Origin of the sequence: Mycolicibacter sinensis (genome assembly GCF_001667945.1) — a bacterium.
Lineage (GTDB): Bacteria > Actinomycetota > Actinomycetes > Mycobacteriales > Mycobacteriaceae > Mycobacterium > Mycobacterium sinense_B.
On record NZ_LZJK01000102.1, the window covers coordinates 1 to 26,339 of the forward strand.

Consider the following 26,339-nt stretch of genomic DNA (forward strand, 5'->3'; position numbering starts at 1 on the left):
AGCGTTCAACATGACTCGTTGATCGCAACGCGTGAACCACGCCAGATCCGAAGTCCACCACTCCCCGGGACGCTATCCTCAGCGCGGTCATGTAATCGTGCAACCCACCGGGACGGATATACGAGTCGAACGAACGAAGTTCGTCCGGGAGAGAAGCAACCAGAGCGTCTAGCGACGTTGCTCTAGCGCGTCTACGTGTTTTGGATAATCCGGGCATCAGTCCTCCGGTAATTCTTCTAGGTTGAGCCGAGCTAGAAGCTGGCTCAGCAGTCCGCGGGAGAACCTGATCTCCGAGCGGAGCGGGTGGATCACTAGCTGGTTGGCGGAGCCTTTAACGCACAACGGTTCTTCGATGGCGGCTTTCTCGAATCGCGCTATATCGTCGGCGGTGCGGCAAGCTGCTTCTAGGATGGCTAGCTTGTGAGGCTCTAGGTCTAGGTCAAATTCTTTGTTCATACGCTCCCACAAGCGGGAGCCGGCGGTCTCTAGACCGCGGGGTTTACGCATTGTTTCTCCCTTTTTTCATCGTGGGAAATCGGCAGCTCCAAAGCTGCAAGCTGCGGAAATAGGAAAGTCAAAGCTAAAAAATGAAAATCAGAGTTAGGTCGGTGGCTACACCATCCTCGATGGCTCGCTTCCATGTCTTGCGGTACTTGATGACCGTGGGCTTGGACATGATTCCCGTGCGGGCGAAGTCGGAGATGGAGTGCCGGTCAACTTCTTTACCGGCATACTGATTCTTCCCCTCGGTGAACGCCCAGACGACGGGCAGACCGGAGAGTCTGCCCTTGAGGACACGGCTATGCCGTTGTCCGATAGCCGCCCGCTTCCGGGTCGTTCTCCGCTACGAACTTGGCATCACGGACGGATCGGCCAGAGACGTTAAGAAGTTCGCCGGCTTCGTCGGATGCCTGCCCGGTTTCGGTAGCTTCAGGAAAATTTTCCTTAAGCTCCCCCGCTATAGATTGGCGCTTCCTAGCCTGCTCCGCGTAGACCCGCTCGTACTCCACAGCGATAGCCGGAGCCGGGTTGCGTTTGCTGGCATAGCTTCTAACTCGACCGTCCTCGCCTAACCTGGTAGCCCTTCACCGAGACGAGTTTGAGAACACTGGCTACCGGGTTATTAAAGGCGCTGAGCTGCGCGAACTCAAGGGTTCATCAAAAGGTTTGATTAACCAGTCAACCCCGAGGGTAGGCGCTTACGACCGCCGAGCGGTCCTGCTGCTCGGGATGCTGCTCCGAGACTCCGAGGTTGCCAAGACGGTTCGCCGGTACCTGCTGGAGGTAGAGGACCGGGTTCACCAGGTAGTTGAACGTCAGTCTCAGACAGTCGAGTTGCCACCCGCTGAGTTGTTCTACCAGATGTACGAACAGCAGCAGAGGCAGGAGGCCGCGTTTGTCACCTTGACAACAACCCTGTCGGAGATGTTGCGGAGACCCCCGGGTGCATACGGCCCGCAGGTGGCAGGGTTCTACAGAGTAGACAAGAACTCCATAACCTGCTTTTTTTCGTCAACTGTCGGATTTCCGACAGTTGCCAGGTCGTCTGCAATGGTTGAGTGGTGAGTCCCGGTGACGCTGGCGATGTTCCTGGTGGACATCCCGTGCCCACGCAGCAAACATCGGCAACGAGGTTTTAGACCTCACCCGATGGCTTTACCGCATACCGGCCCGGTCGGGGTCCCGGGCGTGGGGAGGCCGGCCTGGGGGTACGCGAGCACACGCGAGCTGCGCGCTGCGAGAGCGCAGCGCAAGCGAGGTGCGCTAGCCGAGCTGCCCTGCCCTGCCCTGCCCCAGCCTGTCCTGTGTAGTGCGGTGCTACTCCCGAGCACCTATCTTTATTGCCCGGTACTCGACGGGTGATATCCCGAGGTCGCGGGCTACCCTCAGCACCGCGTAGTCGATATTGTCCAGCTCGGTCAGCGCATCACTCAGAGCTACAGCAGCAGCGTAGAAATCTCCGTGGTCGCCGAAGTATTCACAAACCCGCTGAGCCGCCTTTAGTTCTTCGTCTACCAACCGACACAGCCCGCGGCAGTACTGGTAGTAGTCACCGTTGGCCCGGACGTTGACGCGTTTGTTACAACCTTCGCGGGTACACCTCACGCTAGAAATCCGCTCATCGGACCACCCGATACAGGAAACGGGGATCAACCGGGTAGCGGTTGACCGGCACCGTAACACCGGGCCGGATGGTGAATACTCCACCACCGATACCGAGCAACGCCCATTCGTGTTCGGTGATCTCTAGCTCACCAGACGAATACCGGTGGTTTAGCTGGTAGCTGTAATCCCCGTCTGTCTCCGAGATATATCCCTCGGGGTTTTGCAGCACGCGTTTGACCGCGGAAGCTTCCACCCGGATTACGTTGTCGGCGTGGATATCGCCGGCGGTGACCTGATCGTCTAGGTCGGGGATTCTTGACCTGATCTCTAGTTCGACATCATCCAAGAGTGTTTCCGCTTGGGTCTGTTCGTCGGCGGTCAGCGGTCTACCTAGCCGAGCTTGTATGTCGGCTAGTGATGCGTAAGCCACGTTCGTCTCCTACGTTCTCAATAGGAAAACCCCGGAGCCACAATGACTCCGGGGCAATCCAGGTGTCGCTACTTACGCAGCATCATAGAGCCGGATAATCCCAGGCTCATTGATAAATCCGAAGCCGATACGCGACACAGCGCGGACCCAACGACCGTCCTGCTGGACGTTAGCGAAGTGCTCCACACGGGTACCTTCGCGCTGGACGAACAGAACATGATCACGCGGGATACCCCACGCAACGGTGTCGTCGTCCACCTGGTCAGAGACCAACACCGGCAGACCGGCCACCACGATTCCGTCGTCCACGAACTGAAGCAGACTTTGGTTGCTCCCGGTCTGGACCTTAAGCTTGCTCAGCGTCTCGGCGGTCTCGGGCGAGACAATCCACGAGCTGAGCGTGCTGCCGTTGGCAACAGCCTTGTAGCGGGCCTCGATAAACGGGTCCAGGTTGGACACGTCGGTACCGGTGTCTACAGTCGAATACGACAGGCTCAGCAAGCCATTCGGCCCTTTAGTGGTGGTGTTCCCGAAATACGCACCGTCAACAGCGCGTGCGATCTGGTTGGCGAGAGCCGCACCGATCTGCTCAGCGATAGCCGGGTCGGTATCGTTGACCGACTCATTACCGACCAGAGTTAGGCCGGCGGTCTTGGTCGGAGTGACCTCAACCTCACCGGTCTGACCATCAGCCTCGCTAATAGTGTCCAATTCGCTATACCAACCGACACTAGGATCGGCCTTCCACACCGGCACGTTAAACTTCGCTTTGTTGGTGGAGATGAACGTCGCGGAATTAGCCGCGATACTCTTGGCCTGAACAGCCAAGTTAACCAGATTCCCGTACTGTTCCGGCAGGAAAGCAGACGAGATATTTGCAGACGTAGTAGACATAGAAATTATGTCCTTTCTTGTTGTTCGGATGATGAAAGCTAGACCGCAGACCTAGCCGGGTTTGGGTTCAACCCACCGCTTGTAGAGGCACTGCCTCGGTCAAGCGCAAACTTTTGGTTACGCGGAGACACCGGACCTAAAAAACGACGACCAGGACAACTCCGGGCGGCTATCACCGCCGAGACCCTGAGACGGATCAACAGCACGATCAGACGCACGCAAACCCGGACGGCTACCGAGAATGTCGGAGACTACCTCCGAAACTTTGTCGGGATCGACAAACCCGGAATCGTCCAACAGGTCACCAAGCTCCACACCGCCAAGTGCGAACAGATCAGCGGGTTGACTCAAACCCCGGGCAGCTAAACGCTCCGCGTCCCGCCGTTGCAATTCCCGAACCTGCTCCGCCAGAGCGTCGCGTTCTTCGCGGGCTTGGTTGCGTTCAACCCTATACCGAGCTTCGCGGGGTGGCTTACGTTCACCGGCATTATCGGTGTTATCACCGGAAACATCCGTATTGCCCCTTAGCTTCGATTCTGACGGGTTTTCCCCCGCCTCAGGGGTGGTTACCTCGGTAATGGTAGTTTCGTTACTCATTTTTTGTTCCTGACGTTCGGAATAGTCAAACCCTGTGGTGGATCTGGACGGCGGTAGCGACGCTCCCAAAGCTCTCTACGCGCTTCGATATCGTTCCCATGCCAAGGTGTATCCCCCGCATGCTCGATAGCAGCGTTGTATTGCTCGGTGCGTTCGACGTACCGGTTGAATTCATCATCCGGGGTGGTAGCCCACGGTGCGGTGTTGTGGTTGCGTGCCATTACGAGATCACTCTGTAGGCAGGAACCATCCTGCCGGGGAGCGGTTCAACAGATGAATTACCAATACCGGCCATTGCGTTGGCCGGTGACATACCGCGCGGTAGCGGGATGTCGTTGTGGATGAACTCGGTTTTGACCTCACGGCCAAACCCGGCCACGAGGTTTTCAACTAGGTCAGAGACCCAAGACATAGATTCTCCTTTTCGTTTTGGTGGGTGTAGTACCCTCACTCGCCAAACTCGTTCGGGGTACTAACTAGTTTGCTGGGGCGCTCCGCAAGCTCCGCGGGCTGGCAGCCCTACATATAAGGCGCGAGTTGTGAAAAGTTGCATTAGTTGCACCCCAGCAGGGGCTAAAATCCTCTGACCAGTAACAATACCTGAAAAAGGTGGTGCAACTTTGGGTGCAACTTTTTGCGTTTTGGGTGCAACTTTTGCGGCTGGGGTGCAACTTTTTGTTGCTCAACCCTGATTTCGCGGTCAAAACTCCCAACCGCGCAAACCGCGGATAGGCTTTGCTGTACCCATCACAACGGCTACCCGTTCGTAGAACTTGTTCCGGGTTAGCATCCGGGAGACACTGCCGTTGCCGTCTTCGATCCACAACTTGTAGAGGTCATAGACACGGGGTCTCTCTACAAACCCGGATAGGTCACACTCGGAGAGCCAAGCTCTCACGGGATCTGACCGCTTAGCGAACGTCTCTGCGGCAGCATCACCGGGCACAGATCGCCGGATACTAAATCCGGTAGCCGCGGCTCTACACAGCAGCTTTCCGGCTATCGCAGCACGCTCGGCTAGTAGCCGATCCATAACCGTAGTATCCGAACCATCGAACGTGTTAGGGAATTCGACAATCTCCCAACGACGGAGGTAGCCGTCTGATGTATCGGATGATGTCGGTATCTGGTTAGCGGAGAACACGGGTACTGCCCAGACGTGCGCCGCGAACGCTTGAGCGTTCTTCACGTCCATTTCCACGAGGTCACCGCCGGTTATCTGCTTGAATGCCCCGGTGTTCTCTACGTGCCCGCCGTCGATCTCACCAACGAGGTTTATCGCCTTGCCATACAACCGCGCTGCTGCGAACCTAGTGCTCAGACGTTGTAACGCAACCGCGGCCATACTCTGCTGACCGACTATCGACTCCACCACCCGGAGCAGTACACTCTTACCGTTCCTACCGGTGCCGGTGAACATCACTGCTCGTTGCAGCGGATTACCAGGTCGAACCAAGTAGGCCAGAATGTCTAAAACCCTGTCGGTATCGCCGGGGTGGAGAACTTGCGATAGAAACTCGTCAAACTCGGGGGTATCGGCGAAAAACTCCGGTTCCACCGCGAGCTGGTAGGTGACCAACTCATCAGGGTTATGCGGAACGACATCCGCGGTGTGGAAGTCGAATAACCCAGACGGGAGCGACACATACCGGTCACTCGGTTGGTCGGGCCGGATAAACCTCTGATCGTGTTTCAACTCTGCGCGTAGCCGATCGGTCACGGTGCCGAGGTGTTTTGGCCGGCGGTATGACTTACCCATTTTCATAGGCAGGATGTCCGCGACGGCTCCGCGGTCTTCACTCCAAACTCCGTTGCCGTATGACCAGAGCGCACCGGATACCGGATCAAGCCTGATCGGTCTCTCATCCTGAATTACCTTAGACCAAGCAACCGGGTTAAACCCGCGCATATCCTCCGCGTCGATAATCTGAGCCATTTCGCCGCAATCGCAACCATCGGTAGAGCCGCAATCACAGCAGATCGACGGAACCGCCTTTAGTTGTCGGCTTATCGCTTCCACGAGCTTCCACAATCGTCCCGGTGAACGGTGCCATACCGACCACACGAATAGCACCGCGTATCGTATTTCGGTCGTCTCCACCGCTTAACAGGCGGTGATGTCTTCGGTACCCGCGCTAGCTCAGCACAATCAAAACACTTGCCGCCGACAGTCGCCGGGTCTCCGCAACGACACTTCACTTGCCGACCCCCGGAGAGACCGGCGAAGACTCTTGGCTTGATCGGATGTTTTCTAACTCCGCGGCCAGATCAAGTGCTAACTCCCGCGCTTCGTCCCGTTCCCGGCGTGCTTCGTTGCGCTGAAGACGGTGCCGCGTAGCTTCCTTACGAAGCTGAGCGATATACGCGAATACATCGTCGGGGATGGTGGTCAGGTCGGTTTCCATAACTTCTACCTTTCTTGGCGCCATCGTGGCACCGGAATAGGCTCTAGAATCCCTCTAGAGCGGAGTTTCCTATCCGGTTGGATAGGTGATACCGGAGCGGTATGCTCCGTGCCTTAGAGAGCTAATCAGCCATGATTAACTCGATATATCCGAGAGCAGCTAGAAAACCGCTCTCCGTTGCGATGGGCAGAGAACACACCGAAGGTGTGTCTCGACAGTCGAGAGTCGCCTGTCGCGATCTCTCCGGGCTAAAACCCGCTAATCACTGGTTGGATGGTCCTGATGAGTTTGTACGCATCACGGCACCGTTGCCGATAACGTCGCTGACGTTCGGACCTACAAACCCGACACTCTCCGTGAGAGCGACCAGCGGAACCTAGTCCTGCGTGATCCGTACATCGTGGGTATGACATCGTGTGTTTCTTCCCGGACACGCCACAGACGTGTCGATCAAAAAAGGGGAGCCGCCACAGACGGCACCATAGGGTCTACGGCTTGATCCTTTTAAAAAATGGCTGACCCACGGGCAACTGAAAAACCGTGGGTCAACCCTGGGCTAGGTGGGAAAAAGGAGTTAAACCCACCTGCCTAGCAGCAACCCTCGGGTCCGGCACCCTGCGGCCGCGGCTAAGTCTAAGATTCTGGGATCAAGGGAACTTCTCTCATTTCCCTCTCCCAGACTATATGGGTGCAATAATCTGAGTTAGTGAAGTCTGCACCTTAAAATGTGACCAACACCACATACTAACCCACTCGGAATCAGCGCTCCCTTTACCCCTCCCAGGTTATATGGGTTCGACTTTTCGCGTTTAGGTGTACTTAGTGATGAAGATCACCATTGAAGGTCTCCTAAACAGAGGCTCTGAAAGCCTCTGTGCAGTGTTTAGGGTATCTATCACCTACCTGAGTCACCTGGGGATACCCAACTACTGCCTAGTCTTTTGATCTTCCCTGCTAACCGTAAGAACGATACCTAGAAAAGCCTGGTCAAGTAGGTAGCGGTGCTACGGACGTTAGTCGCCTATGTCGAACCACGAATCTATGTCGTCGTCAGCAGCGTGGTGCGCTTCGATCTGCCGCATTCTGTAATCCGAGACACCTTTACCAGCGCGGTTCTTCCGTGTCTTACGGGCTGATCTCATCTGCTGCCGGTGTCGCCTATCTTCCCCTTGCTGACACTCTCCGCAGTGGTGACACCACCGCTGTGCTTTGTCAGATTCCCGGACGATACCCCCACCGCAATCCGCGCATACCGAATACTGCGTGACACGGTGATTCCAATACACGCGGATATGGTCTACGCCGTGCGGATCGGCCGGCGTGCCGAAATACACCTTCGGCAGTGTCATCTTGTCTCTGGCCGCTTGCAGGGCAGCCTTAGAACGCTTGTGGTAGGCGATAGCCTTCTCCACACCGACTACAGCGTCCGGGTGACTACGGCCCGTCTGAAACCGGTGCCCGTCCCAATTTCCTAGCAATATTCACCTCCGCTCTATTAGTCCTGAAAACACAAAAGCCCCGGCGGTGATCCGGGGCTATAAGCTGGCTGAAACTCTCGTTCTGCGCGCAGACTCCACCCGCAACAACAATTCGATCTCGCGGGTCCACCGTGCGCTGCGCTTGCAACGTAGTTGCTGCGCTTGGCGCAGACACGCACGGTGTCAAGCTGGTGGTTGGCAGCGACCTAGTTGGGTTCCTGAGCAGCTCCCCTGTTCGGGCTACTGCCGTGATACCCGCGACATAGCGGGTAGGCCGGTATCCTCCACCCGTCATGGCAGGGCCTTGACTTGACCTCGCTCTGGGTGCCGACATCCAATATCACCGAAGCTCACCGCCGGGACATACCGGCGACTGCTTCTAGTTCGCTGCTATTCGGTTGTCAATGTGCAGACAAGCGCCACCGTCGGCAGACCTGTCCTCACCTCAAGATAGCCGCCAAACGGATCATGCGTCAAGTTGGGGGTATGTGAGGTCGGTCACTCATCCTCGTGGATGCTCTGGTTTGGGCGCAAACCGCCAGGTGCATACGGCCCGGTCACCAGCGCATCACACGCGCCGAACGGACCCACAAACCCGCCGGTATCCGGGCAGTAGTAGGTATCGCTGAAATCCCCGCTACATAGCCGTTGGTCGTAGCAATACGGTTCGTAGGGGTCCGCGCTGGCGGCAGGTGTGGACAGGCCAGACACAGCGGCTATGGCAGTGAGCACCGAGAAAAGTAGCCGGGTCACTTCAACAACCCCTGAAAGTCTTGTAGCGCCATACCGTCACGGCGGGCTACGGGCGATAGCCACCAACTGATTTGGACTCTGCCGAACATGAATCCGGAGTGATCGACTGTCACCTGATCGGCCAATACCATCCGGTGCTGTTCGATGTGCTCGATAATCGGGTAAGGCTCCGGGTCGGTGTCGCGTAACTCAACCGAGCGGTACACCACTAACTGCAACTCGTTGCCGGCGGCCATGAGCCAGCACGGATCGGATGCGATGGTGTCGAACATGGTGACGAGTCTCCTATCGGTCGGGGAGCGGACACAACCTGTTTGTCATCGTGTTGTGTTCGACCAGCAAATCCCTATGGAAGTCGCGTTCGCCGGGCCCAAGAAGATCGCCGACCGGATGGGCGGGCTCGACCCGCACGAGATCGCCGGCCGCGACCCCGAAGAGTTCGCCGCCCTGTGTGCGGAAAAGCCTGCGGTGCACCGGTTTCCAGGATCGATGGCGGCCCGGGTGCAGGCGTTGGCCCGGGCCATCGTCGACCAGTACGGCGGTGACACGGCCGCGCTGTGGACGGTCGGTGAGCCCGACGGGGCGCAGGTGTACCAGCGGCTCAAGGCGTTGCCCGGCTTCGGTGAGCAGAAGGCGCGGATCTTTCTGGCATTGCTCGGCAAGCAGTACGGCGTGACCCGCCGGGGTGGCGCGAGGCCGCCGGAGCCTACGGCGGCGCCGGCACCCACCTGTCGATCGCCGATGTCGTCGATGCGGCGTCGCTGCAGCAGGTACGGTCCACCAAGAAGGCCCAGAAACAGGCTGCGAAACAAGCCCGGGAGAGCAAGGGAAAGGCGGCGACGTGAAGACCCATCTGAACTGTCCGTGCGGTGAGGCCATCGTCGGTAAGGACGAGGACGACCTGGTCGACCTGACCCAGAAACATCTCGCCGATGCGCATCCCGGTATGAGCTACGACCGGGACGCCATCTTGTTCATGGCCTACTGACGCCTCAGGGCACCACCGTCGAGCCGATGGTCGGCAGGAAGTTGCACTGGTGGTCCTTGGTGCTGACCTGACCGAAGATCGTCGACAAGATGCTGCCCGAGCCGGTGTCGACGATCGCGGTCAGCGTGGTAGGCCCGTCGGCGTTGATGTCCGAGCGCGGCTGCAAGGTGGCGCTGCCGGACTTCCCGGTGGTCAGGTTGACCCAGGTTACGTTCAATGGCAGCTTCTGGGTCTCGGCCGGCCCGGGGGTGCCCACAGCGGTGAAGACGTACGCGGTCTGGCCGGCCTTGGGGCCCGGGGTGGGAATAGTGGCCGGGCCGGCCACCGACAGGGCGGTGGCGATGACGTTGCCGCCGTCGGCCAGGCAGTTCTGGCCGATTGACGGGTACATGAAGTCCTGGGTCGGCGGGGCATCCGGGCCGAATCCGGGGTTGGCGGCCGGTGCCGCGTCGGGCGCCGGGGCCTCGGCCGGGACGGCTTGGGCCGGCGGTGCGACCACGGCAGCGGCTTCCGGCGGAGCCGGCACGGCTTCCGGAGCGCTGGGTGCGGCCTGCGGAACCGGCCCGACCGACTTGGCGGGGTCTACGCCGCTGGGCAGGTGGGCCACCAAGCCCGGTGCCGAGCCGGCCGTGGGCACGTGCTCGCTGGGCAGCACGGCTGGAGCCTCCGGCGGCGACTGCACGAACTGAGCCACCGAATCGGCCACCTGCCGGGAACCAGCCGGCGCCGAGGAGTTTCCGGCGAACGCCGCGGCGGCAGCAGCCAGCAGCGAGGTGGCCCCGGCCGGGTCGGCGGCTGCCTGTTGGATCACCGGGCTCAACTGCTCGATGGCGGGCAAGCCGGGGAACCCAGCGGTGGGCAGCGGCAGGGCCGGCACGGCCGGGTCGGCAGCGGCGACCGGCAGCAAACCGCCGAAGAGCAGTGCGGCCGACGAGCCGGCCGCGACGGTCGCAGTGGCGACGGCACTCGTCGTGCTGAACAGTGTCCGGAAGCGCGACATGGGATCCCCAATTCCTCGGCGGTGGCAGCTACGAAACCCGAAGCTATCTTGTTGCTGGTGAGGCTCAAGTGACACGAGTGTCATTTATGGGACCGTTACGGACCCGAGCCGCGACGGTGATCGGCCCCGCTGTTCGCTAAAGTCGTCGGCGTAGACACCACCCTCGACACCCCGGCCGCGCGCACCTGGGCGAACCGAGTGACCGCCTCGGCCCCGCTACTGCTGGCGGCCAGCGTCCTGGCCCGCCTCGCCTGGACCTACCTGACCCCGCGCGGCGCCAACTTCGTCGACCTGCACGTCTACATCAGCGGTGCGGCCGCGCTGGGCCGGCCGGGCGGGCTGTATGACTACGTCTACGCCGACCAGACGCCCGACTTCCCGCTGCCGTTCACCTACCCGCCGTTCGCCGCGGTGGTGTTCTATCCGCTGCACCTGCTGCCCTTCGGGCTGGTCGCCTTGCTCTGGCAGATCGGCACCATGGCCGCCCTCTACGGGGTGGTCCGGCTCAGCCAGCGGCTGCTCGGGGCCGCGGGCGGCGCCGGCCGGCGGGTGGCGATGGCCTGGACGGCGGTGGGGATCTGGACCGAACCGTTGCGCAGCACCTTCGACTACGGCCAGATCAACGTGATCCTGGTGTTGGCGGTGCTCTACGCGGTCTACAGCAGCCGCTGGTGGGTGTCGGGGCTGCTGGTGGGCCTGGCCGCCGGGGTGAAGCTGACCCCGGCGATCGCCGGGCTGTACCTGGCCGGGGTGCGGCGCTGGGCCGCCGCGGTGTTCTCGGCGGCGGTGTTCGCCGCCACGGTCGCGGTCTCGGTGTGGGTGACCGGGGACCAGGCGCGCCGGTACTTCACCGAGCTGCTCGGCGACGCCCACCGGGTGGGGCCGATCGGCACCTCGTTCAACCAGTCCTGGCGTGGCGGAATCTCGCGGATCCTCGGCCACGACGCCGGCTACGGGCCGCCGGTGCTGATCGCGGTCGGCGTGACCGCGGTGCTGGCCGTGCTGGCCTGGCGCGCCCTGAGCAGCAACCCCGCCCGGCCCGACCCGCTCGGCCTGCTGCTGGTGGTGGAGCTCTTCGGGCTCTTGGCCTCGCCGATCTCCTGGACCCACCACTGGGTGTGGCTGGTGCCGCTGATGATCTGGCTGCTGCACGGCCCGCACGCGGATCGCCGGGGCGCCCGAGTGCTGGGCTGGGGCTGGCTGGCACTGACCCTGATCGGGGTGCCCTGGCTGCTGAGCTTCGCCCAGCCGACGATCTGGCAGGACGGCCGGCCGTGGTATCTGGCGTGGGCCGGTCTGGTCTATATCGCCGGTGCGGTGGCCACCCTGGGCTGGATGGCGCGCACCCAGGTCAGGCCGCCAGCACCCGGTTGATCTCGCAGGCCATCGCCACGTCCTTGTCGGTGATGCCCCCTTCGGAGTGCGTCACCAACGCGAACGTCACCGTGCGCCAGCGAATGTCGATATCGGGGTGGTGATCGGCCGCCTCGGCGCGCTCGGCGACCTGCCGGACCGCCTCAATGCCGGCCAGAAACGAGCCGAACTTGATCGAGCGGCGCAGCGCGCCGCCGGAGTGTTCCCAACCCTCGAGGCCGCCCAGTGCGGCGTCCACCTGGTCATCGGTCAACAAAGCCATACCCGACGGTAGGACGGTATAGCCTCACACGCCATGCCCAACCAGATCGTCGTCGCCGGCGCCGTGATCGTCGGGCCGGCAGTGCTCATCGCTCAGCGACGCCGCCCGCCGGAGCTGGCCGGGCGTTGGGAACTGCCTGGCGGCAAGGTCATGCCCGGCGAGACCGAACCGGCTGCGCTGGCCCGCGAGCTCGCCGAGGAGCTGGGCCTCGACGCCGCGGCGATGACGGTGGGCGAGCGCCTCGGCGCCGACGTCGTGCTCGACTCCGGCCTGACGTTGCGCGCCTACCGGGTCAGCCTGGCGCGCGGCGAACCTCGCCCGCACGATCACCAGGCCCTTCGCTGGGTGACCGCTGTGGACTTGTTTGACGTTGACTGGGTACCTGCCGATCGAGCTTGGCTGGCCGAGCTGGCTCGGGCACTGTAGTGAAACAGCTCTGTAAATTCTGCCGATGAATTGAGTCGCGTGGCGATATACCCCGCTACGCTGGGATTTTGAGCCTGAGACGGTGTGCTGCGGCCGCCCGGCCTGCTACCTGAACCGCCGGAGTGCGGCGACCCTCTAAGGAGTACCCCGATGACACGCGCAATGCCGCCCGCATCACCCTCTGCGGCCCGGATCGGCGGTCCGCTCGAGGAGCTGCTGGAACGCAGCGGCCGGTTCTTCACGCCGGGTGAGGTTTCGGCGGACCTGCGGACCGTCACCCGCCGCGGTGGCCGCCAGGCCGACATCTTCTACCGGGACCGCTGGAGCCACGACAAGGTGGTCCGGTCCACCCACGGGGTGAACTGCACCGGGTCGTGCTCGTGGAAGATCTTCGTCAAGGACGGAATCATCACCTGGGAGAACCAGGCGACCGACTATCCCTCGGTGGGTCCGGACCGCCCCGAGTACGAGCCCCGCGGCTGCCCGCGCGGCGCCTCGTTCTCCTGGTACTCCTACTCGCCGACCCGGATCCGCTACCCCTACGCCCGGGGACCGCTCGTGCAGATGTTCCGGGAAGCCAAGGCGCGCCTGGGCGACCCGGTGCTGGCCTGGGCGGATATCCAGGCCGACCCGGAACGCCGCCGGCGCTACCAGCAGGCCCGCGGCATGGGCGGGCTGGTTCGGGTGAGCTGGGCCGAGGCGACCGAGATGATCGCGGCCGCGCATGTGCACACCATCAAGGCCCACGGGCCCGACCGCATCGCCGGCTTCTCGCCGATTCCGGCGATGTCGATGGTGTCGTTCGCCGCCGGATCCCGGTTCATCCAGATGCTCGGCGGGGTGATGACATCCTTCTACGACTGGTATGCCGACCTGCCGGTCGCATCTCCGCAGGTGTTCGGTGACCAGACCGACGTCCCGGAGTCCGGGGACTGGTGGGACGCCGCGTACCTGATGATGTGGGGCTCCAACGTCCCGATCACCCGCACACCGGACGCGCACTGGATGGCCGAGGTGCGCTACCGCGGCACCAAGGTGGTCAGTGTCAGCCCGGACTACGCCGACAACACCAAATTCGCCGACGAGTGGATGCCCTGCGCGGCCGGCACCGACGGTGCGCTGGCCATGGCGATGGGCCACGTCATCCTCACCGAGTGCTACGTCAAGCAGGAGGTGCCGTTCTTCACCGACTACGTGCGCCGCTACACCGACCTGCCGTTCCTGATCAAGCTGGAGCAGCGCGACGGCCGGCTGGTGCCGGGCAAGAACCTGACCGCCGCCGATCTCGGTCAGACGGTCGAAAATGCCGCCTTCAAGCCGGCCCTGCTGGATGAAGACACCGACAGCGTTGTGGTGCCGCACGGCTCGTTGGGCTTCCGCTGGGGCGACGAGGGCATGGGCAAATGGAACCTCGATCTCGGTGACATCCGGCCGGCGTTGACCGTGCTGGAACCGGCGGAGCGCAACGGGCACCGGCGCACTGCCCTGGTGTCGCTGCCCGGTTTCGACACCGTGGACGGCCACGGCACCGTCATCGAGCGCGGGGTCCCGGTGCGCCAGGTCGGCGAGCACCTGGTCTGCACGGTGTTCGACTTGATGCTGGCCAACTACTCGGTCGGGCGGCCTGGGCTGCCCGGCGAATGGCCCACCGGATACGACGACGGCACCCAGGTCAACACCCCGGCCTGGCAGGAGCCGATCACCGGCGTCTCGGCCGCCCAGGCGATCCGGGTTGCGCGCGAATTCGCCCGCAACGCAGAGGAATCCGGCGGCCGCTCGATGATCATCATGGGCAGCGGGATCTGCCAGTGGTTCCACGGCGACGCCACCTACCGCGCGGTGCTGGCGCTGCTGATGCTGACCGGGTCGATGGGGCGCAACGGGGGCGGCTGGGCGCACTACGTCGGCCAGGAGAAGGTGCGCCCGCTGACCGGGTGGCAGACCATGGCCGCCGGCAACGACTGGTCGCGGCCACCGCGGCAGGTGCCGGGCACCTCCTACTGGTATGCGCACACCGACCAGTGGCGCTACGACGGCTACGGGGCGGACAAGCTGACCACCCCGCTGGGCCGCGGACGGTTCGATGGCAAGCACACCATGGATATCCTGGCGTCGGCCACCGCGATGGGCTGGAGCCCGTTCTACCCGCAATTCGACCGCTCCAGCCTGGAGGTGGCCGACGAGGCCGAGGCAGCCGGGCGCGACGCGGGGGAGTACGTCGCCGAGAAACTCGCTGCCGGGGAGCTGAAGCTGTCGGTGACCGACCCGGACAATCCGGTGAACTGGCCGCGGGTGCTCACGGTGTGGCGGGCCAACCTGATCGGCGCGTCCGGTAAGGGCGGGGAGTACTTCCTCAAGCATCTGCTGGGCACCGACGCCAGCGTGCTCGGCGAGCCGCCGGCCGGTGGGGTCAAACCCAAAACGGTGCGCTGGGACAGCGACATTCCCGAAGGCAAGCTCGACCTGCTGATGTCGATCGACTTCCGGATGACCTCGACGACGCTGATGTCTGACATCGTGCTGCCCGCGGCGACCTGGTATGAGAAGGCCGACCTGTCCTCGACCGACATGCACCCGTATGTGCACTCCTTCAGCGCGGCGATCGACCCGCCGTGGGAGACCCGCAGCGACTACGATGCGTTCGGCGCGATCGCCCGGACCTTCAGCGGGCTCGCCAAAAAGCACCTGGGCGTCCGCAGTGACGTCGTGCTCACCGCGATGCTGCACGACACCGCCGACGCGATGGCCTATCCCGAGGGCACCGAACATGATTGGCTGAACTCCGGCGAGACGCCGGTCCCAGGCAAGACGATGCCCAAAGTCACGGTGGTGGAACGTGATTACCCGGCGATCCACGACAAGTGGCAGTCGCTCGGCCCGCTGGTGGAGACCTTGGGGCTGACCACCAAGGGCTACACGGTGTTTCCGCACGAAGAAGTCGCGGACCTGGCCGCCAGGTTCGGGGTGATGAAGTCCGGCGCCGGCGCAGGCCGCCCGGCGCTGACCACCGCGACGCGGATGGCCGACACCGTGCTGGCGTTGTCGGGCACCACCAACGGGCGGATCGCCACCGAGGGCTTCCGCGAGCTGGAGAAGCGCACCGGGCAGCGGCTGGCCCATCTCTCCGAGGGCAGCGAGGAGAAGCGGATCACCTACGCCGACACCCAGGCCCGTCCGGTGCCGGTGGTCACCAGCCCGGAATGGTCCGGCAGTGAGACCGGCGGGCGGCGCTACGCGCCGTTCACCATCAACATCGAGTGCCTCAAGCCGTTCCACACCCTGACCGGCCGGATGCACTTCTACACCGCGCACGACTGGATCGAGGAACTCGGCGAGCACATGCCGGTCTACCGCCCGCCGCTGGACATGGCGCGGCTGTTCGACGCGCCCGAACTCGGCGAGGTCGGCGACGGCATCGGCATCACCGTGCGGTACCTGACCCCGCACTCGAAGTGGTCGTTCCACTCCACCTACCAGGACAACCTCTACATGCTGTCGCTGTCCCGGGGCGGGCCGACCATGTGGATGAGCCCCGGAGACGCCGCGAAAATCGGTGTGAAGGACAACGATTGGATCGAGGCCGTCAACGTCAACGGCATTTTCGTCGGCCGGGCGATCGTGAGCCAGCGGATGCCCGAAGGGGTGGTGTTCGTCTACCACGTCCAAGAGCGCACGGTCGACACCCCGCGGGCCGAGACCAACAACAAGCGCGGAGGCACCCACAACTCGCTGACCCGCATCCGGGTCAAGCCCAGCCATCTCGCCGGCGGCTACGGCCAGCACGCGTTCGCGTTCAACTACCTGGGGCCGACGGGCAACCAGCGCGACGAGGTGACGGTGGTGCGCCGCCGCCGGAACCAGGACGTGAGGTACTGACATGAAAGTAATGGCGCAGATGGCCATGGTGATGAACCTGGACAAATGTATCGGGTGCCACACCTGCTCGGTGACCTGCAAGCAGGCCTGGACCAACCGCGAGGGCACCGAGTATGTGTGGTTCAACAACGTCGAAACCCGCCCGGGCGGAGGGTATCCGCGCACCTACGAAGACCAGAGCCGCTGGAAGGGCGGCTGGACGCTCGACAAGAAGGGCCGGCTGCGGCTGCTGGCCGGCGGACGCGTCCACAAGCTGCTGAACATCTTCGCCAACCCCAACCTGCCCGGGTTGAAGGACTACTACGAACCGTGGACCTACGACTACGACAACCTCACCTCGGCGCCGCTGGGCGACACCATCCCGGTCGCCGCGCCGCGCAGTTCGATCACCGGCGATTCGATGAAGATCGAGTGGGGACCCAACTGGGATGACAACCTCGCCGGTGCGCCGGAGAACCTGGTCAACGACCCGATCCTGGCGAAGGTCAGCCAGGTCAATCAAGAGGTCAAAGCGACGCTCGAAGAAACCTTCATGTTCTACCTGCCGCGGATCTGCGAGCACTGCTTGAATCCGTCGTGTGTGGCGTCGTGTCCGACCGGGGCGATCTACAAGCGTGAAGAAGACGGCATCGTGCTGGTCGACCAGGACCGCTGTCGTGGCTGGCGGCTGTGCGTGTCGGGGTGCCCGTACAAGAAGGTGTACTTCAACCACAAGACCGGCAAGGCCGAGAAGTGCCACTTCTGTTATCCCCGAATCGAAGTCGGCCTGCCGACGGTCTGCTCGGAGACGTGTGTCGGGCGGCTGCGCTACATCGGGCTGGTGCTCTACGACGCCGACAAGGTGCTCGAAGCGGCGTCGGTCGAAAAAGACACCGACTTGTACGAGGCGCAGCGCGGGGTGTTCCTGGATCCGACCGATCCCGAGGTGATCGCCGGTGCGCGCGCCGAGGGGATCTCCGACACCTGGATCGAGGCCGCGCAGCGCTCGCCGATCTACGCGCTGATCAACACCTACAAGGTGGCGTTGCCGCTGCACCCGGAGTACCGCACCATGCCGATGGTCTGGTACGTCCCGCCGCTGTCCCCGGTCGTCGACGCCGTCAGCCGCGACGGGCACGACGGTGAAGACCTCGGCAACCTGTTCGGCGCCCTGGAAGCGCTGCGCATCCCGATGGCCTACCTCGCCGAACTGTTCACCGCCGGCGACACGACCGTCATCGAAGACGTGCTGCGGCGGCTGGCGGCGATGCGCTCCTACATGCGCGATATCAGCCTGGGCCGCGAGACCCAGCCGCACATCCCCGCCTCGGTCGGCATGACCGAGGAGGAGATGTACTCCATGTACCGGTTGCTGGCCATCGCGAAATACGAAGAGCGCTATGTGATTCCGACCGCCTACAGCCAGAAGGCGCACGAGCTCGAACACATGGGCTGCTCGATCGCCGGTGGCCCCAATGGTTACGAAGAGGATCCATTCGTCGGCTCCGATGACGTCGCGAAGTCGTCGTTTCATCTGGTCGAGAACGGGCACGCCCAGCGGCCGCGGGGCCGGACCAACCTGCTCAACTGGGGTGGCGGCGATCGGGCGGTGCCTGAGATGTTCCCGGAGCCCCAGTGAAGCGATTCTTTCGTTCCCGGCGGCGCCCACCGGCCGGACCGGGCGACCGGGCGGTGTGGCAGGCGGCGTCGCTGCTGCTGGCCTACCCCGACGAGCAGCTGCAGCAGCGGCTGGACACCGTCGAAGCGCTGCTCGCCCACGCCGATGCGGCGCCGGCAGAGCTGTTGCGGCGCACGGTGTCCGCGCTGCGCGCCGCGGACCCGATGACGGCGGCCGCCGACTATGTGGAAACCTTCGACATGCGGCGGCGTTCGACGATGTTTCTCACCTACTGGACCGGCGGGGACACCCGCAACCGGGGAATGCAGATGCTAGCCTTCGCCACCGCCTACCGCGACGCCGGCGCCGAGCCGCCCGCCGGGGAGGCGCCCGATCACCTGCCGGTGGTGCTGGAGTTCGCCGCGACGGTCGACCCCGAGGCCGGGCGCCGGCTGCTGCTGGCCCATCGGACGCCGATCGACGTCCTGCATAAGTCCCTCAGCGACGCAGAGTCGCCATATGCCTACACGCTGGCCGCGGTGTGCGAGACACTACCGGCGGCAACCGATCAGGAGGTGCGGAACGTGAGAGAGCTGATGGCGTCCGGTCCGCCGGCCGAAGCCGTTGGGCTGCAGCCCTACTCGGCGACCGTGTCGCTGGGGATGCCGAAGGTGCCGACGCGATGACCGAAGTCACCGTCATCAGCCCCGCGGAGCTGTGGTGGGACATCGTGCCCTACTTCGTGTTCGCCATCGCCGGTGTCGCCACCTGGTGGCGGTACAAATACGACAAGTTCGGCTGGACCACCCGCTCGTCGCAGCTGTATGAGTCCAAGCTGCTCCGGATCGGCAGCCCGATGTTCCACTTCGGCAGCTTCGTGGTGATCGCCGGCCACATCATGGGCCTGTTCGTCCCGGAGTCCTGGACCGAAGCCCTGGGCATGAGTGACCGGCTCTATCACTTGCAGGCGCTGATCCTGGGCCTTCCCGCCGGTATCGCCACCCTGATCGGGGTCGGATTGCTGATCTACCGCCGGCGCACCGAGCGGTACGTGTTCAAGGCCACCAGCGTCAACGACAAGTTGATGTACGCGGTGCTGGTGTGTGCACTGGTGGCCGGTATGAGCTGCACGCTGATGGGCACCACCGCCTACGGGGAGGAGCACGACTACCGGCAGACGGTCTCGGTCTGGTTCCGGTCGATTTTCACCCTCGACCCCCGCGGTGACCTGATGTTGCAGGCGCCGGTCTACTTCCAGGTGCACGTTTTGATCGCCCTGACCCTGTTTGCGCTCTGGCCGTTCACCCGCCTGGTGCACGCGTTCAGCGCGCCGATCGGCTATTTGTTCCGGCCCTACATCGTCTACCGCAGCCGCGACGTGGCGAAGAAGAATCAGCCGATGGGCTCTCGGCCGCAACGGCGGGGCTGGTGAGGCTCCTCGCGGCGCTGCCCGCCGCGCTCGTGACGATCGGCCTGGCCGGGCCCGCCCAGGCCGATCCGGCCAGCACCGACAGCGATTTCCTCGCGGCGCTGCAGGCGGCCGGTATCACCTACAACCGCGCCGATCAGGCCATCGTCACCGCGAGAATGGTGTGCGGGTTCATCGCCGAGGGCAAGCCGAGCCCGGAGGTGCTCGACGGCCTCAAGGCCCGCAACCCGGGTCTGACGACCGAGCACGGGACCATGTTCGTCGGGATCGCGGCACGGTCGTACTGCCCGGACCAGTTGGTGCAGAACGGTGCCGGGGGCGCGCAGTAAGCGGTTGTGACGGCTGCTAGGGCCGCAGCTTGTTCAGCTCGTCGGTGACGAGTGCCTCGAGCCGGGCGGCCGGAAACCGGGAGGGTTCGCTGACCGCGTGCAGCGCCAGCCCGTCGATCAGCGCGCAAAAGACATCGCATTGCGCGGCGGGATCGAAGTCGGCCCGCAACGAGCCGTTCTGCTGGCCCTTGGCGAGCAGGGACTTGATGCCGCTGCGGATCGCGCTGTAGCGGGCCTGGAAGGCCTCCGCAAACGCCGGCTCGGTCTCCGCGGCGGCGAGCACCTGCGCGTAAAAGCGCGGCATCACCTGCTTGGCCTCGGTCGTCGGTAACGGGATCACGCACATCCGGCGCAGCCCCTCGAAGGTGTCGGCCATCGACGAGGCTTGGGCGAGCAGCTCCTCGAACGGGGCGAGCACCGCATCGGCCGCCGCCACCAGCAGCTCTTGCTTGCCGGTGAAGTGATGCATCACCACGCCGGTGGTGTAGCCGATCTCGCGGGCGATCGAGCGCAGCGACGCACTGGACAGCCCGTCGCGGGCGATCACCCGCACGGCTGCGTCGACGACCTCTGCCCGCCGGTCGTCGGCGACCGGCGCCGAATGCCGCGAGGCGGTTCCGTTGGCGGGCATCCGACTCCTCCGGGGGGCTTGACAACCTGCTGAGCGTCAACGAGCATAACACTCGTTACGGACATCACAACTGTTATGAGGTACGCGTCATGCTGGTAACCGAGCAGCTCAAACAGGATTTGGCCACCGACGGCGCCGTCGTCGCCCGTGGTCTTTTCGATACAGACCAGCTCCGCCGGGTCCGGGAAGGCTACGACTACGGGATCGCCCACCCGAGCCCGCAGGCCAAACGGGTCTTCCCGGGCACCGCTGATGAGCACTTCAACGAGTACGGCAACCCGGACAACATCGAGCAGTACCTCATGCTGATCAAGGAGCTGGGCCTGGCCGACTTCGCGGCGGCGCTGTGGGGTTCTGAGCACGTGTGGTTCCTGGGCGAGGAGCTGTTCATGAAGAAGGGCGGCAAGGCCGGTCGCTCACCGTGGCATCAGGACACGTCCTACATGCCGGCCAACGGGCCGCATCTGCTCAATATCTGGATCAGCTTCGAGAAGCTCCCCAAACGCAACGCGCTGGAATTCGTCCGCGGCTCTCATCTGGGCGCCCAGTACGACGGCACGTCCTACACCGATCCGACCGATCCCACCAAACCGCTGTGGGGTGATGGGAGCTGGCCCCGCCTGCCCGACATCGAGGCCGACCGTGCGCAGGATCCCGCGTCCTGGGACGTCATCTCCTGGGACCTGGAACCCGGTGATGCGCTGGTCTTTCACTCCGGCATCCTGCACGGCGGCGCCCCGGTGACACCGGACTGCCCCGACCGCCACACGCTGGTATTCCGGTTCTTCGGCGACAAGCTGTTCTACCGGCCGCTACCGTCCACCAAGCCCGATTTCGGCCATGACATCAGCGGACTCAACGACCCGACGCTGACACCGGGCGACCCGTACCACCCCGAGTACTTCGCCCAGCTGCGCTGAGCCCCGAAGGAGATCTGATGACCCGCACCATCGTTCCGGCGTGGATGCAACCGATGCACGACACCTATCACTTCAGCCCGGCGGTCATCGACGGCGAACACCTGCGTTGCTCGGGCATGATCGGCCTGCGTCCCGACCTGACCGTCTCGGAGGACTTGACGGAGCAATTCACCCAGGCCTTTGAGAACCTCCGCGAACTGCTGGCGGAGGCGGGACTCGGCTTTGCTGACGTGACCGAGATGACGAGCTACCACGTCGGCCTCGCGGCGCACATCGAGCAGTTCTGCGCGGTCAAGGATGCCTTCATGTCGGCGCCCTATCCAGCCTGGACCGCCGTGGGGATCTCCGAACTGGCCTCGCCGGGTGCCGCGGTCGAAATTCAGATCACCGCACGCCTGCGCTGATTGCCGCGCGGCCGGCAGCGTCGGCATAAAGTTACCGGCGTGGCCCTGCCTGACGACGTGTACACCCGGCTGCTGATGTTCCGGACCCGGTTGCGGCGCTTCGAGCGCTGGAGCGCTGACCAGGCGCAGGCCGCCGGGCTCACCCCGGCGCAGCACCAGCTGCTGCTGGCGGTCCGCGGACACAGCGATTCGCGGGGGCCCACGGTCGGTGACGTCGCGGAATACCTGCTGCTGCGCCACCACAGTGCCGGCGAATTGATTCAGCGTGCCGAAGCGGCGGGCCTGGTCACCCGGGTCCGTGACAGCGAAGACCAGCGGGTGATCCGGCTGCAGCTCACCGAGGCGGCGGCGGAACGCCTGCAATCGCTGACCGAGCTGCACCTGCAGGAGCTGGAACGGTTCAGCGCCGAGTCCCCGCTGGGGCTGTGACCTTGATTGCTCTAGGCTTCCGGTTTTCGCGATTGACGGGGTGCGCTGGCAGAATCGCCCGGTGAACTTTCGTAACGTCGCCATCGTCGCGCACGTAGACCACGGCAAGACGACTCTGGTCGACGCCATGCTCCGCCAGTCCGGTGCCCTGGCCGAACGCGGCGAGGCGCAAGAGCGGGTAATGGACTCCGGTGACCTGGAGCGGGAAAAAGGCATCACGATCCTGGCCAAGAACACGGCCGTGCACCGCCACCACGCCGACGGAACCGTCACCGTCATCAACGTGATCGACACCCCGGGCCACGCCGACTTCGGCGGCGAGGTGGAGCGCGGGCTGTCCATGGTCGACGGGGTACTGCTGCTGGTCGATGCGTCCGAAGGGCCGCTGCCGCAGACCCGGTTCGTGCTGCGCAAGGCACTGGCCGCGCACCTGCCGGTGATCCTGGTGGTCAACAAGACCGACCGTCCCGACGCACGCATCGCCGAGGTGGTCGACGCCAGCCACGATCTGCTGCTGGACGTGGCCAGCGACCTCGACGACGAGGCGCAAGCCGCGGCCGAGCACGCGCTGGGTCTTCCCACGCTGTACGCCTCCGGGCGCGCCGGGGTCGCCAGCACCACCGCGCCCGCCGACGGCCAGGTGCCCGACGGCGAGAACCTCGACCCGCTGTTCGACGTGCTGCTCGAGCACGTGCCGCCGCCGTCGGGCGACCCGGACGCGCCGCTGCAGGCGCTGGTCACCAACCTCGACGCCTCGGCATTCCTGGGCCGGCTCGCGCTGATCCGGGTCTACAACGGCCGCATCCGCAAAGGACAGCAGGTCGCCTGGATGCGCGAGGTGGACGGCGAGCCGGTCACCACGACGGCGAAGATCACCGAGCTGCTGGTCACCGAGGGGGTTGAACGCACCCCGACCGACGAGGCGTGCGCCGGTGACATCGTCGCCGTCGCCGGCATCAGCGACATCATGATCGGTGACACCCTGGCCGATCCGGCTGCTCCGGTCGCACTGCCGCGCATCACCGTCGACGAGCCGGCGATCTCGGTGACGATTGGCACCAACACCTCCCCGCTGGCCGGCAAGGTCTCCGGCCACAAACTGACCGCGCGCATGGTCAAGACCCGCCTGGACACCGAGCTGATCGGCAACGTCTCGGTCCGGGTCGTCGACATCGGCCGTCCCGACGCCTGGGAGGTGCAGGGCCGTGGCGAACTGGCGCTGGCCATCCTGGTCGAGCAGATGCGCCGGGAAGGCTTCGAGCTGACCGTCGGCAAACCGCAGGTGGTGACCCGCAAGATCGACGGCAAGGTGCACGAGCCGTTCGAGCACCTGACCGTCGACTGCCCCGAGGAGTACGTCGGCGCCATCACCCAGCTGGCGGCGGCACGCAAGGGCCGGATGACCGAGATGGCCAACCACACCACCGGGTGGGTGCGGATGGAGTTCATCATTCCCAGCCGCGGCCTGATCGGCTGGCGCACCGACTTTCTCACCGAGACCCGCGGCACCGGCATCGCCAACGCGGTCTTCGAGGGCTACCAGCCGTGGGCCGGTGAGATCCGCGCCCGGCACACCGGCTCGCTGGTTTCCGACCGGGCCGGCACCATCACGCCCTTCGCACTGATCCAGCTGGCCGATCGCGGACAGTTCTTCGTCGAGCCGGGGCAGGACACCTATCAGGGCATGGTGGTCGGGATCAATCCCCGTGCCGAAGACCTCGACATCAACGTCACCAAAGAGAAGAAGCTGACCAACATGCGCTCGTCGACCGCCGACGTGATGGAGACGTTGGCCCGGCCGATCGAGCTGGACCTGGAGCAGGCGATGGAGTTCTGCGCCGCCGACGAGTGCGTCGAGGTCACCCCCGAGGTGGTGCGGGTGCGCAAGGTCGAGCTGGACTCGACGCTGCGGGCGCGCAGCCGCGCCCGAGCCAAGAACCTGTAGGTGTGGGCTGCCCGGATACCCTGGTGGCCGTGCCGAAATCCGTCCGCCGCGCTCAACTGACGGCGGGCGCCCTGCTCTCGGCGATGCTGCTGGTCTCGACGCAGGCCTGCACGGTCAACCCGCCGCCGGCGCCGCAGAGCACCGAGACCCCGAAAAGCACCGCGCCACCGCCGCCACGGATCAGCCAGATCATCATGGGCATCGACTCGATCGGTGCCGGCTTCAACCCGCATCTGCGCTCCGATCTGTCGCCGGTCACCGCGGCCATCAGTGCACTGGTGTTACCCAGCGCCTTCCGGCCGATCCCGGATCCCGGCACGCCCACCGGCTCCCGCTGGGAGATGGACCCGACGTTGTTGGTGTCGGCCAAGGTGACCGATGACGCGCCGTTCACCGTCACCTACCGGATTCGGCCCGAGGCGTCCTGGACCGACAACGCACCGATTGCCGCCGACGACTTCTGGTACCTGTGGCAGCAGATGGTCAGCCAGCCGGGCGTCGTCGACCCGGCCGGTTATGACCTGATCACCGGGGTCCACTCCGTCGACGGCGGCAAGCAGGTGGTGGTCACCTTTGCCAAGCCGTATCCGGCCTGGCGGGAGCTGTTCTCCAATATCCTGCCGGCGCACATCGTCAAGGACGTGCCCGGCGGCTTCCCGGCCGGACTGGCCCGGGCGCTGCCGGTCACCGGCGGCCAGTTCCGGGTGGAGAACATCGACCCGCAGCGCGACGCGATCCTGCTCGCCCGAAACGACCGCTACTGGGGCCCACCGGCCAAGCCGGATCTGGTCCTGTTCCGCCGGGCCGGGTCGCCGGCCGCCCTGGCCGACTCCATGCGCAACGGTGACACCCAGGTGGCCCAGGTGCACGGCGGCTCGGCCGCCTTCGCCCAACTGTCGGTGATCCCGGGAGTGCAGACCTCCCGCGTCGTGACCCCGCGGGTGATGCAGCTGACGCTGCGGGCCGCCGAACCCAAGCTGGCGGACGTGCGGGTCCGCCGGGCGCTGCTGGGGCTGCTGGACGTCGGGCTGTTGGCCACCGTGGGTGCCGGCAGCGACAACACCGTCACCCTGGCCCAGGCCCAGATCCGCACGCCCAGCGACCCCGGTTACGTGCCGACTGCGCCGCCGGCCATGTCCGACTCGGCGGCGCTCGCGCTGCTGCAGGCGGCCGGCTACCGGGTCGAGAAGGATGCGCCCCCGTCCGCGCTGGTTCCGCCCGCCGGTGCCCAGCCCCCCGTGGCGCACCCGCCGGAAGTCACCCGGGGGCGAATCAGCAAGGGCGGCGAACAGCTGACACTGGTCATCGGCGTGGCGGCCAACGATCCGACGTCGGTGGCCGTGGCCAACACCGCCGCCGACCAACTGCGCAACGTGGGCATCGCGGCCACCGTGCTGCCGCTGGACCCGGTCAAGCTCTACCGCGAGGCGCTGGTAACCCATCAGGTCGACGCCATCGTCGGCTGGCAGCAGGCCGGGGGCGACCTGGCCACGCTGCTGGCTTCGCGATACGGCTGTATTGCGCTGGAGACCACCACCGTGCCGACGTCCGGCACCCCGTCCCCGTCGCCGGCGCCGAAGTCGCCGCCACCACCGGTCGCCGCGCCGACCACGCCGACGTCGAAGGCTCCGCCGCGCCCGGCCGGTTCGGGGGCGCTGGTGCAGGCACCGTCGAACATCACCGGCGTCTGCGACCACAGCATCCAGGACGAGATCGATGCGGCACTCGACGGCAGCAAGCCCATCGGTGAGGTGATCACGGCCGTCGAACCCCGGCTGTGGAACATGGCGACGGTGTTGCCGATCCTGCAGGACACCACGATCGTGGCCGTCGGCCCGAGCGTGACCAACGTCAGCCTGTCCGGGGCGGTGCCGGTAGGCATCGTCGGTGACGCCGGAATCTGGGTGAAGCGGCCCTGACGGCCGTCGCGAAAGATTAGCCGAAGCAAATACTTCCGGTTTGCTGAGAGATCGGCTCCGTAGTGGCCGCGCGGCCGGTCGACAGGGCTAGGGTCGCAAGTCGGGGAGGTTCATCATGAGGGGTGCCAGCGAGCCGTCGTCCGGCCC

General features: G+C 64.6%; 23 protein-coding genes and 1 pseudogene. 14 read left to right on the forward strand and 10 right to left on the reverse strand.

What is annotated here, in order from left to right; translation table 11 throughout:
- Positions 1–2,119: 2,119 nt before the first annotated feature.
- The 7 genes from A5694_RS13945 to A5694_RS13960 all read right to left on the reverse strand — a co-directional run bounded on the left by A5694_RS13945 (position 2,120) and on the right by A5694_RS13960 (position 8,935).
- The gene (locus A5694_RS13945; RefSeq protein WP_064922427.1) at positions 2,120–2,536 is read right to left on the reverse strand and encodes a Gp19/Gp15/Gp42 family protein; all 417 of its coding nucleotides are present in this window, start codon (positions 2,534–2,536) and stop codon (positions 2,120–2,122) included.
- A 72-nt stretch (positions 2,537–2,608) separates the two neighbouring features.
- The gene (locus tag A5694_RS13950; RefSeq protein ID WP_064922428.1) at positions 2,609–3,430 is read right to left on the reverse strand and encodes a phage major capsid protein; all 822 of its coding nucleotides are present in this window, start codon (positions 3,428–3,430) and stop codon (positions 2,609–2,611) included.
- Between the two features lie 117 nt (positions 3,431–3,547).
- The gene (locus A5694_RS23700) at positions 3,548–4,027 is read right to left on the reverse strand and encodes a hypothetical protein (RefSeq protein WP_131809586.1); all 480 of its coding nucleotides are present in this window, start codon (positions 4,025–4,027) and stop codon (positions 3,548–3,550) included.
- Entirely contained in the window at positions 4,024–4,248 is a 225-nt protein-coding gene (locus A5694_RS23705) for a hypothetical protein (protein WP_131809588.1), read from the reverse strand. The genes A5694_RS23700 and A5694_RS23705 overlap by 4 nt, the downstream gene beginning before the upstream one ends.
- A 479-nt stretch (positions 4,249–4,727) precedes the next feature.
- Positions 4,728–5,963 carry a DNA primase family protein gene (locus A5694_RS13955; RefSeq protein ID WP_064922429.1) on the reverse strand — a complete coding sequence of 412 codons (1,236 nt, stop codon included), beginning with the start codon at positions 5,961–5,963 and terminating at the stop codon, positions 4,728–4,730.
- Positions 5,964–6,222: 259 nt separating this feature from the next.
- Entirely contained in the window at positions 6,223–6,432 is a 210-nt protein-coding gene (locus tag A5694_RS23710) for a hypothetical protein (protein WP_131809590.1), read from the reverse strand.
- 2,227 nt (positions 6,433–8,659) lie between these two features.
- The gene (locus A5694_RS13960; RefSeq protein ID WP_131809592.1) at positions 8,660–8,935 is read right to left on the reverse strand and encodes a hypothetical protein; all 276 of its coding nucleotides are present in this window, start codon (positions 8,933–8,935) and stop codon (positions 8,660–8,662) included.
- A gap of 52 nt (positions 8,936–8,987) precedes the next feature.
- Between A5694_RS13960 and A5694_RS13965 the strand changes: the two are divergent.
- Together A5694_RS13965 and A5694_RS13970 are read left to right on the forward strand one after the other, a co-directional pair.
- Positions 8,988–9,508: pseudogene (locus tag A5694_RS13965) on the forward strand (HhH-GPD-type base excision DNA repair protein); the annotation flags it as partial.
- Positions 9,505–9,651, forward strand: a complete 147-nt coding sequence (locus A5694_RS13970) for a hypothetical protein (protein ID WP_019737787.1) — start codon at positions 9,505–9,507, stop codon at positions 9,649–9,651. The pseudogene A5694_RS13965 and the gene A5694_RS13970, both read left to right, overlap by 4 nt.
- 4 nt (positions 9,652–9,655) lie before the next feature.
- Here the strand turns inward: A5694_RS13970 and A5694_RS13975 are convergent, their stop codons facing one another.
- On the reverse strand, positions 9,656–10,651 hold the full coding sequence (locus A5694_RS13975; protein WP_064922431.1) for a hypothetical protein: 996 nt from the start codon (positions 10,649–10,651) through the stop codon (positions 9,656–9,658).
- Positions 10,652–10,780: 129 nt separating this feature from the next.
- Here A5694_RS13975 and A5694_RS13980 point away from each other — a divergent pair, with 129 nt between their 5' ends.
- The gene (locus A5694_RS13980) at positions 10,781–12,025 is read left to right on the forward strand and encodes a mannosyltransferase (RefSeq protein ID WP_064922432.1); all 1,245 of its coding nucleotides are present in this window, start codon (positions 10,781–10,783) and stop codon (positions 12,023–12,025) included.
- On the opposite strand, the gene A5694_RS13985 is transcribed toward A5694_RS13980, so the two are convergent.
- On the reverse strand, positions 12,003–12,287 hold the full coding sequence (locus A5694_RS13985) for a 4a-hydroxytetrahydrobiopterin dehydratase (protein WP_064922433.1): 285 nt from the start codon (positions 12,285–12,287) through the stop codon (positions 12,003–12,005). The genes A5694_RS13980 and A5694_RS13985 overlap by 23 nt on opposite strands.
- 33 nt (positions 12,288–12,320) lie before the next feature.
- Between A5694_RS13985 and A5694_RS13990 the strand changes: the two genes are divergently transcribed.
- The 6 genes from A5694_RS13990 (at position 12,321) to A5694_RS14015 (ending at position 19,944) form a co-directional block, all read left to right on the forward strand.
- Entirely contained in the window at positions 12,321–12,713 is a 393-nt protein-coding gene (locus A5694_RS13990) for a (deoxy)nucleoside triphosphate pyrophosphohydrolase (protein WP_064922434.1), read from the forward strand.
- A 162-nt stretch (positions 12,714–12,875) separates the two neighbouring features.
- Positions 12,876–16,589, forward strand: a complete 3,714-nt coding sequence (locus tag A5694_RS13995) for a nitrate reductase subunit alpha (protein WP_064922435.1) — start codon at positions 12,876–12,878, stop codon at positions 16,587–16,589.
- Position 16,590: 1 nt separating this feature from the next.
- Complete coding sequence (narH, locus tag A5694_RS14000; protein ID WP_064922436.1) at positions 16,591–18,207, forward strand: nitrate reductase subunit beta; 1,617 nt, start codon at positions 16,591–16,593, stop codon at positions 18,205–18,207.
- A complete protein-coding gene (gene narJ, locus A5694_RS14005; RefSeq protein ID WP_064922437.1) occupies positions 18,204–18,872 on the forward strand; it encodes a nitrate reductase molybdenum cofactor assembly chaperone in 669 nt (222 codons plus the stop codon). The genes narH and narJ overlap by 4 nt, the downstream gene beginning before the upstream one ends.
- Positions 18,869–19,618: a respiratory nitrate reductase subunit gamma gene (gene narI / locus A5694_RS14010; protein WP_185746587.1), complete on the forward strand. Its 750-nt coding sequence runs from the start codon at positions 18,869–18,871 to the stop codon at positions 19,616–19,618. The genes narJ and narI overlap by 4 nt, the downstream gene beginning before the upstream one ends.
- Positions 19,615–19,944 carry a DUF732 domain-containing protein gene (locus A5694_RS14015; RefSeq protein WP_064922438.1) on the forward strand — a complete coding sequence of 110 codons (330 nt, stop codon included), beginning with the start codon at positions 19,615–19,617 and terminating at the stop codon, positions 19,942–19,944. The genes narI and A5694_RS14015 overlap by 4 nt, the downstream gene beginning before the upstream one ends.
- A 16-nt stretch (positions 19,945–19,960) precedes the next feature.
- Here A5694_RS14015 and A5694_RS14020 read toward each other — a convergent pair whose 3' ends face one another.
- Positions 19,961–20,575 (reverse strand): TetR/AcrR family transcriptional regulator, encoded by a 615-nt coding sequence (locus A5694_RS14020; RefSeq protein WP_064922439.1) that lies wholly within the window; start codon positions 20,573–20,575, stop codon positions 19,961–19,963.
- Between the two features lie 89 nt (positions 20,576–20,664).
- On the opposite strand from A5694_RS14020, the gene A5694_RS14025 reads away from it, so the two are divergent.
- The 5 genes from A5694_RS14025 (at position 20,665) to A5694_RS14045 (ending at position 26,192) form a co-directional block, all read left to right on the forward strand.
- On the forward strand, positions 20,665–21,495 hold the full coding sequence (locus A5694_RS14025; RefSeq protein WP_064922440.1) for a phytanoyl-CoA dioxygenase family protein: 831 nt from the start codon (positions 20,665–20,667) through the stop codon (positions 21,493–21,495).
- 17 nt (positions 21,496–21,512) lie between these two features.
- Positions 21,513–21,899, forward strand: a complete 387-nt coding sequence (locus tag A5694_RS14030) for a RidA family protein (protein WP_064922441.1) — start codon at positions 21,513–21,515, stop codon at positions 21,897–21,899.
- A 39-nt stretch (positions 21,900–21,938) separates the two neighbouring features.
- Positions 21,939–22,328 (forward strand): MarR family winged helix-turn-helix transcriptional regulator, encoded by a 390-nt coding sequence (locus A5694_RS14035; RefSeq protein WP_064922442.1) that lies wholly within the window; start codon positions 21,939–21,941, stop codon positions 22,326–22,328.
- Positions 22,329–22,389: 61 nt separating this feature from the next.
- Positions 22,390–24,273: a translational GTPase TypA gene (typA, locus tag A5694_RS14040; RefSeq protein WP_064922451.1), complete on the forward strand. Its 1,884-nt coding sequence runs from the start codon at positions 22,390–22,392 to the stop codon at positions 24,271–24,273.
- A 23-nt stretch (positions 24,274–24,296) separates the two neighbouring features.
- Entirely contained in the window at positions 24,297–26,192 is a 1,896-nt protein-coding gene (locus A5694_RS14045) for an ABC transporter family substrate-binding protein (protein WP_165604314.1), read from the forward strand.
- The last annotated feature ends 147 nt before the right edge of the window (positions 26,193–26,339 follow it).